The following is a 6,828-nucleotide window of genomic DNA, read 5'->3' as shown; positions in this document are numbered from 1 at the left end:
AACGTCCTCGTCGCGGCCCGGCCGCAACCACGCGGCCACCCGGTCGACGATCCGGTCGATCAGCCACGCGGCGCCGACGCACAGCGGCGCCAGCAAGGATGGCCCTGTGTCCAGGGTGGGTCGTCCCGGCGGGGATGGCCCTGTCTCCAGGGCGGGTCACCCGGGCCGCAGTGCGGGTCGCCCAGCCAACGGCACGGATCGCCCCGTTCCTGATCCGGGTTGCGCCGATCCTGAAACGGGTCGTCCCGTCCGCGGCTGGGGTCGCGCTGCCCCCGGCGCGGCTCACCCACTTCCCGGCGCGGCTCATGCGCAGAACATTAGCCCGATCGCGGCGGGGGCGAGTCCTGCGCGTGGAGCATCCCTCGGCTACCGCGGGCGTAGTAGTTCCGCGGTTCCTGCGGCGCGGGCGGCAGCGCGGATTGCCTGCGCGTGCCGGACGACCGGCGGGGTGATCCCGGGCAGCATCACCGGTGTCGGAAAAACCGTTGCAGCCAAAAGGAGTTCGCCATGTTCGTCCAGTACACGATCGCCCAGGCCGTCGACGCCGGGACGCTCACCACGGGGCGGCTCGTCGGCACCGTCGCCGCGCTGGTGGCGCTCGCCGGTGTGGTCGCCGGGGCGCTGGCGGTGGCCCGCCACCGGCGGCGGGGCGCCACCGCGGCACTGGCCACCGGGGTGGCCGGGATGGCAGCCGGCGGGATCGTGGTGGCGCTGGCCGAGGGCGGGCCGGGCACCGGCTACGGCATCGTCGGCGGGTTCGCCGCCCTGGCGATCGGGCTGGTCGCCGCCGCGCTGGGTGGGCTGGGGCTGGCCCGCACCCGCGCCCGCGTCTGAAACCGGTGGCCGGAGCGGGCCGGTCCGCACCCGCACCACGCCCGCGCCGGAAACCGGTCGCCGGAGGGGGCGGGCGCTGTTAGCTTGCGAGGCGTGGACCTCTTCTCACGCTCGTGGGCGGCGCTGCGGACCGCGGTCGCCGGGCTCGCCGACGACGACCTCGCCCGTCCGTCCGGCTGCGCCGGCTGGCGGGTGCGGGACCTGGTGTGCCACCTGATCATCGACGCCCAGGACGTCCTCATCACGCTGGTCACCCCGGCGGACGAGGAGCCGACCCGGGACGAGCTCACCTACTGGGAGGTCAGCGACCGGCCGCCGACCGGCGAGGACCCGCTCGACGCGCTGACGGTCCGGCTGGCCGCGGCCTACGGGGAGCCGTGGCTGCTGAAGTTCCACCTCGACGACGTCGGCTCCGCGGCCGGGCGCGCCGCGGAGCTGGCCGACCCCTCGGCGCGGGTGCGGACGCGCGACCAGGTCCTCACCGTCGCCGCCTACCTGTCCACCTACGTCATGGAGTGGACGCTGCACCACCTCGACCTGGTGGCGCACCTGCCGTCCGTCGCCGGGCCGCCCGCGGAGGGCCTCGCCGCGTCGCGCGAAATGCTGGAGAAGATCGCCGGGGCGCCGTTCCCCGGATCGTTCTCCGACACGGACGCGCTGCTGGTCGGCACCGGGCGCCGGGCCCCCACCGAGGCCGAACGGGCGGCACTGGGCCCGCTGGCCGCGCGAGTCCCGTTCGTGCTCGGATGACGGCCGGGGTGATGCTGCCGCGGGACCTCGCGGCGGCGGAGATCGTGCCGTTCGCCAAGCGGGCCGAGGAACTCGGCTTCGGCGAGGTGTGGATCGTGGAGGACCTCGGCTTCCACGGCGGCATCGCGCAGGCGGCGACGGTGCTGGCGGTGACGTCCCGGATCCGCGTCGGCATCGGCATCCTGCCCGCCGGGGCACGCAACGTCGCCTTCGCCGCGATGGAACTGGCGACACTGGCACGGCTCCACCCCGGCCGGCTCGTCGCGGGCATCGGGCACGGGGTGCCCGGGTGGATGCGCCAGGTGGGCGCGTGGCCGTCGAGCCCGCTGACGTTGTTCGCCGAGTACGCCCGCGCGCTGACCGCTCTGCTGCGCGGGGAACGGGTCCGGGTCGCAGGCCGGTACGTGCGGCTCGACGACGCCGGGCTGGAGACCGCTCCGGAGACGGTCCCGCCGGTGCTCGCCGGAGTGCGCGGCCCGAAGTCGCTCGCCGTGGCCGGGGCCGAGCTGGACGGCGTGATCCTGGCCGAACCGGCGCCCGCCGAGTACATCGCCGCGGCCCGCCGGATCCTGCCACCGCACAAGCAGGTCGTGGCCTTCGGGCACGCGGTGGTGGACCCCGACCCCGAGGCGGCCCGCGCCCGGGTGCGGCCGCTGCTCACCGCGATCGGGGATCCGCAGCTGTCCGCGCACGTGGACCCGCTGCCGTTCGCCTCCGAGCTGCGGGCGTTGCGTGCGCGGCACCAGGACGGGGACTCCTTCGCGGCGGCGTTGCCCGGGGAGTGGGTGGACGAGCTGACGCTGGCCGGTCCCGCCGACGTCGTGCGGCGGCGGATCGCCGGCCTCGGCGCGGATTCGGTGGTGCTGATCCCGGTGGGAGACGACCGGCTCGCCGCGCTCGGCGCACTGGCCACGGCACTGTGAACCTGGCCGGGCAGTGTTGCCGAGGACGCCGGCCCCGCCCGGACCCGGCTCACCGCGCGCTTGCGCCACCTCCCCGCCGGGGGAGTACCGCCTGCGGGACGACACCGGCAACCGGGACATGGCCGGCCGGTTCGACGGGTTCCTGGCCGCCGGCAACGACGTGCGGACCCGGCGCTGGTCGCCTGTCCGCGGCACGTCGGCCAGGCGATGACCGGGCAGGCCGCGTTCCGCTGATCACCCGGCCGCCGCGGTGATCGCGGCGATCACCGCGGGGCCGTCCAGCAGCACCGGGTCGTTGTGGTCCGCGCCGGGCACCTCGACGGCCCGGCCACCGGCGGCCGCGGCCACGGCCCGGCTCTGCTCCGGCGGCACGATCGAGTCGGCGCCGCCGTAGACCACGGTGACCGGCGCGGGCACCCGCGCGACCTGCTCGGCGACCGGGAAGGTGTCCAGCAGCAACAGCCGCACCGGCAGGAACGGGTAGTGCCGCCGGGCGACCGCGGCGAGATCGGTGAACGGGGAGCGCAGCACCAGCGCCGCGGGCGGGAAGTCCACGGCGAGCCCGGCCACCACCGCCGCGCCCAGGCTCTCGCCGAAGTAGACCAGCGGCACCCGCGCCTGCGCGGCCAGGAACTCGCGGGCCGCGCGCACGTCCAGCGCGAGCCCGGCCTCCGTCGGCGAGCCCGGGTTGCCGCCGTACCCGCGGTAGTCCAGCAGCAGGGTCGCCACGCCCTCGGCGTGCAGGGCCCGCGCGAGCGGTGCGCGCAGCGACCGGTTGCCGGCGTTGCCCGGGGCCACCAGCACCGCCGCGCGCGGCGCGGCCACCGGGAAGTACCAGGCGGTGAGAGTCAGCCCGTCCGCGGTGCGCAGCGCGACGTCCCGGCCACCGGGGAGGACCTCCGCCGCGGACGGGACCGGGCCGCCCGAGGGCAGGTAGATGAGCCTGCGCTGGAACGCGAAGGCGCTGCCGAACACCACCGCCACGATGATGACGACCACCGCCGCGCCGATCAACAGCCGCCTGCGCACCACCCCATCATCCGCATGTGGCCGCAGTCACCGGCAGAATCGGGCCATCGTGTTAAAAAGGCTGCGAATATGATCGCGCGCTCCCCGACCGGGGTCGGCCACGGGGGAGCGCGCCCAGGAGTACGTCGACGTACGACACCCGGCGTTCGTCGTCCAACCGTGGACGAGGTGATTCGATGCTGGTCGGAGTGCTGAAGGAGGCCACCCCCGGCGAGACCAGGGTGGCCGCGACGCCCGCGACGGTGGCCCAGCTGCTCAAGCTGGGCTACGAGGTCGTGGTGGAGCCGGGCGCCGGTGAACTGGCGAGCTTCTCCGACGAGGCGTACGCCGAAGCAGGCGCGTCGATCGGGAACGCCGTGCAGGCGGAGATCGTCCTGGGGGTGAACGCGCCGGCCAAGGAGCAGCTGGACGCGATGAAGCCGGGCGCGACCCTGATCAGCCTGCTGGCCCCGGCCCTGAACAAGGAGCTGGTCGACGACCTGGCGAAGCGGCCCATCACCGCGATGGCGATGGACGCGGTGCCGCGGATCTCGCGGGCCCAGTCGCTGGACGTGCTGTCGTCGATGGCCAACATCGCCGGGTACCGCGCGGTGGTCGAGGCGGCGCACACGTTCGGCCGGTTCTTCACCGGGCAGGTCACCGCCGCGGGCAAGGTGCCCCCGGCGAAGGTCCTCGTCGTCGGCGCGGGCGTGGCCGGACTGGCCGCGATCGGCGCGGCGGGCAGCCTCGGCGCGGTGGTGCGCGCGACGGACCCGCGGCCCGAGGTGGCCGACCAGGTCAAGTCGCTGGGCGGGGAGTACCTGTCCATCGAGGCGCCCGACGTCGAGGTCTCCGCCACGGGCTACGCCAAGGAGATGAGCGACGACTACAAGGCCCGCGAGCGGCAGCTCTACGAGGAGCAGTGCCGCGACGTGGACATCATCATCACCACCGCGCTGATCCCCGGGAAGCCGGCGCCGCGGATCATCACCGCCGACATGGTCGCCTCGATGCGGCCGGGCAGCGTGATCGTGGACATGGCCGCGGCCAACGGCGGCAACGTCGAGGGCACCGTCGCCGGCAAGGCCGTCACCACGGACAACGGGGTGACGATCCTCGGCTACACCGACCTGCCCGGCCGGTTGCCCGCGCAGTCGTCGCAGCTGTACGGCACGAACCTGGTCAACCTGATGAAGCTGGTGACGCCGGGCAAGGACGGCACGCCGGTGTTCGACCTGGAGGACATCGTCATCCGGTCGATGACCGTGGTCCGCGAGGGCGAGCTGCTGTGGCCGCCACCCCCGGCGCAGGTGTCGGCCGCTCCCGCGCAGGCCACGCCGAAGGCCGCCGCCAAGGAGCCGGAGCCGGAGAAGAAGAAGCTGTCCCCGGCCGCCCGGATCGGGCTGACCGCGGTGGCGGGCGCGTTGCTGTTCCTGCTGGTCGCGGCGTCGCCGCCGGCGTTGCAGGGGCACCTGACGGTGTTCGCGATGGCGGTGGTGATCGGGTTCTACGTGATCGGGCACGTGCACCACGCGCTGCACACGCCGCTGATGTCGGTGACCAACGCGATCTCCGGGATCATCGTGGTCGGCGCGCTGTTGCAGGTCGGGCACGGCGGCGGGGCGGTGACCTGGCTGGCGTTCGCGGCGATCCTGCTCGCCTCGATCAACATCTTCGGCGGGTTCGCCGTCACCCGGCGCATGCTCTCGATGTTCTCCCGCAGCTGAGCCCGATCAGGAGACCTGAACTCATGACTCTCGACACGATCGCGCAGGCGGCCTACCTGGTCGCCGCGTTGTTGTTCATCCTGGCGCTGGCGGGGCTGTCCAAGCACGAGACCGCCAAGACCGGCAACGGGTTCGGCATCGCGGGCATGGTCGTCGCGCTGGCCGCGACCATCGCGCTGGCCGTGCACCGCGACATCTCCACCCTCGGCGTGGTGCTGATGGTGGTGGCGGTGGTGCTCGGCGCCGCCGTCGGCCTGCAGCGCGCCCGCGTGGTGCAGATGACCGGCATGCCCGAGCTGATCGCGCTGCTGCACTCCTTCGTCGGCCTGGCCGCCGTGCTGGTCGGCTGGAACGGCTACCTGGAGGTCGAAGCGCACCCCGAGGGGGCCGAGGCGCGGACGCTGGCCGCGCTCGGGCTGGGCGGGATCCACTCGGCCGAGGTGTTCATCGGCGTGTTCATCGGCGCGGTGACCTTCACCGGGTCGATCGTCGCGTTCCTGAAGCTGTCGGCGCGGATCAACTCCAAGCCGCTGATGCTGCCCGGCAAGAACTTCCTCAACCTCGGCGCGCTGGCGGTGTTCGTCGCGCTGACGGTGTGGTTCGTCATCGACCCGCAGCTGTGGCTGCTCGTCGTGGTCACCGCGGTGGCGCTCGCGCTGGGCTGGCACCTGGTGGCCTCGATCGGCGGCGGCGACATGCCGGTGGTGGTGTCGATGCTGAACAGCTACTCCGGCTGGGCGGCCGCCGCGAGCGGGTTCCTGCTGGAGAACAACCTGCTCATCGTCACCGGCGCGCTGGTCGGCTCCTCCGGTGCCTACCTGTCCTACATCATGTGCAAGGCGATGAACCGCTCGTTCATCTCGGTCATCGCGGGCGGGTTCGGGATCGAGGCCGGCCCGGCGGACGACACCGACTACGGCGAGCACAAGGAGATCACCGCCGACGGCGCGGCCGAGCTGCTGGCCGACGCGAGCAGCGTGATCATCACCCCCGGCTACGGCATGGCCGTCGCGCAGGCCCAGCACGGCGTCGCCGAGCTGACCCGGCGGCTGCGGGAACGCGGGGTCGAGGTCCGGTTCGGCATCCACCCGGTGGCCGGCCGCCTGCCCGGGCACATGAACGTGCTGCTCGCCGAGGCGAAGGTGCCCTACGACATCGTGCTGGAGATGGACGAGATCAACGACGACTTCGCCGGCACCGACGTCGTCCTCGTCATCGGCGCCAACGACACGGTCAACCCGGCCGCGGCCGAGGACCCCGGCTCGCCGATCGCCGGCATGCCGGTGCTGCGGGTGTGGGAGGCCAAAAACGTCGTGGTGTTCAAGCGGTCGATGTCCTCGGGCTACGCGGGCGTGCAGAACCCGCTGTTCTTCCGCGACAACTCCGCCATGCTCTTCGGCGACGCGAAGGAACGGGTCGAGGACCTGCTGCGGGCGCTGCCCGCCCCGAGCACGGCCGGGGCCGGGGCCCGCGCCGGGAGCTGAGGACGGTGAACCCGCCGGACGCGCGCATCCTGCGCGAGGAGGTCTTCGGGCCGGTCGCGCCGGTGACCACGTTCGAGGACGAGGACGAGGCCGTCCGGCTGG

General features: G+C 73.7%; 6 protein-coding genes and 1 pseudogene. 6 read left to right on the top strand and 1 reads right to left on the bottom strand.

Going from position 1 to position 6,828, the window contains the following annotated elements; genetic code table 11:
• The first annotated feature begins 507 nt into the window (after positions 1-507).
• From ABZ193_RS42835 to ABZ193_RS42825, 3 genes are all read left to right on the top strand, one after another.
• Positions 508-834, top strand: a complete 327-nt coding sequence (locus tag ABZ193_RS42835) for a DUF6223 family protein (RefSeq protein WP_354714553.1) — start codon at positions 508-510, stop codon at positions 832-834.
• 93 nt (positions 835-927) lie between these two features.
• Positions 928-1,584: a maleylpyruvate isomerase N-terminal domain-containing protein gene (locus ABZ193_RS42830; protein ID WP_354714551.1), complete on the top strand. Its 657-nt coding sequence runs from the start codon at positions 928-930 to the stop codon at positions 1,582-1,584.
• Positions 1,581-2,507, top strand: coding sequence for an LLM class flavin-dependent oxidoreductase (locus ABZ193_RS42825; protein WP_354714550.1), 927 nt, complete (start codon positions 1,581-1,583; stop codon positions 2,505-2,507). The genes ABZ193_RS42830 and ABZ193_RS42825 overlap by 4 nt, the downstream gene beginning before the upstream one ends.
• A gap of 234 nt (positions 2,508-2,741) precedes the next feature.
• On the opposite strand, the gene ABZ193_RS42820 is transcribed toward ABZ193_RS42825, so the two are convergent.
• Complete coding sequence (locus ABZ193_RS42820) at positions 2,742-3,536, bottom strand: alpha/beta hydrolase (RefSeq protein WP_354714549.1); 795 nt, start codon at positions 3,534-3,536, stop codon at positions 2,742-2,744.
• A gap of 176 nt (positions 3,537-3,712) precedes the next feature.
• Between ABZ193_RS42820 and ABZ193_RS42815 the strand changes: the two genes are divergently transcribed.
• The 3 genes and pseudogenes from ABZ193_RS42815 to ABZ193_RS42805 all read left to right on the top strand — a co-directional run.
• Complete coding sequence (locus ABZ193_RS42815) at positions 3,713-5,242, top strand: Re/Si-specific NAD(P)(+) transhydrogenase subunit alpha (RefSeq protein WP_354714547.1); 1,530 nt, start codon at positions 3,713-3,715, stop codon at positions 5,240-5,242.
• 23 nt (positions 5,243-5,265) lie between these two features.
• Complete coding sequence (gene pntB, locus ABZ193_RS42810) at positions 5,266-6,726, top strand: Re/Si-specific NAD(P)(+) transhydrogenase subunit beta (protein WP_020418026.1); 1,461 nt, start codon at positions 5,266-5,268, stop codon at positions 6,724-6,726.
• Positions 6,727-6,737: 11 nt separating this feature from the next.
• Positions 6,738-6,828 (top strand): annotated as a pseudogene (locus ABZ193_RS42805) (aldehyde dehydrogenase family protein); the annotation flags it as partial.

This window comes from Amycolatopsis sp. NPDC006125 (assembly GCF_040614195.1).
Lineage (GTDB): Bacteria > Actinomycetota > Actinomycetes > Mycobacteriales > Pseudonocardiaceae > Amycolatopsis_E > Amycolatopsis_E tucumanensis.
Note: the sequence above shows the minus strand (reverse complement) of the source record. Positions and strands in the feature narration are given on the sequence as shown.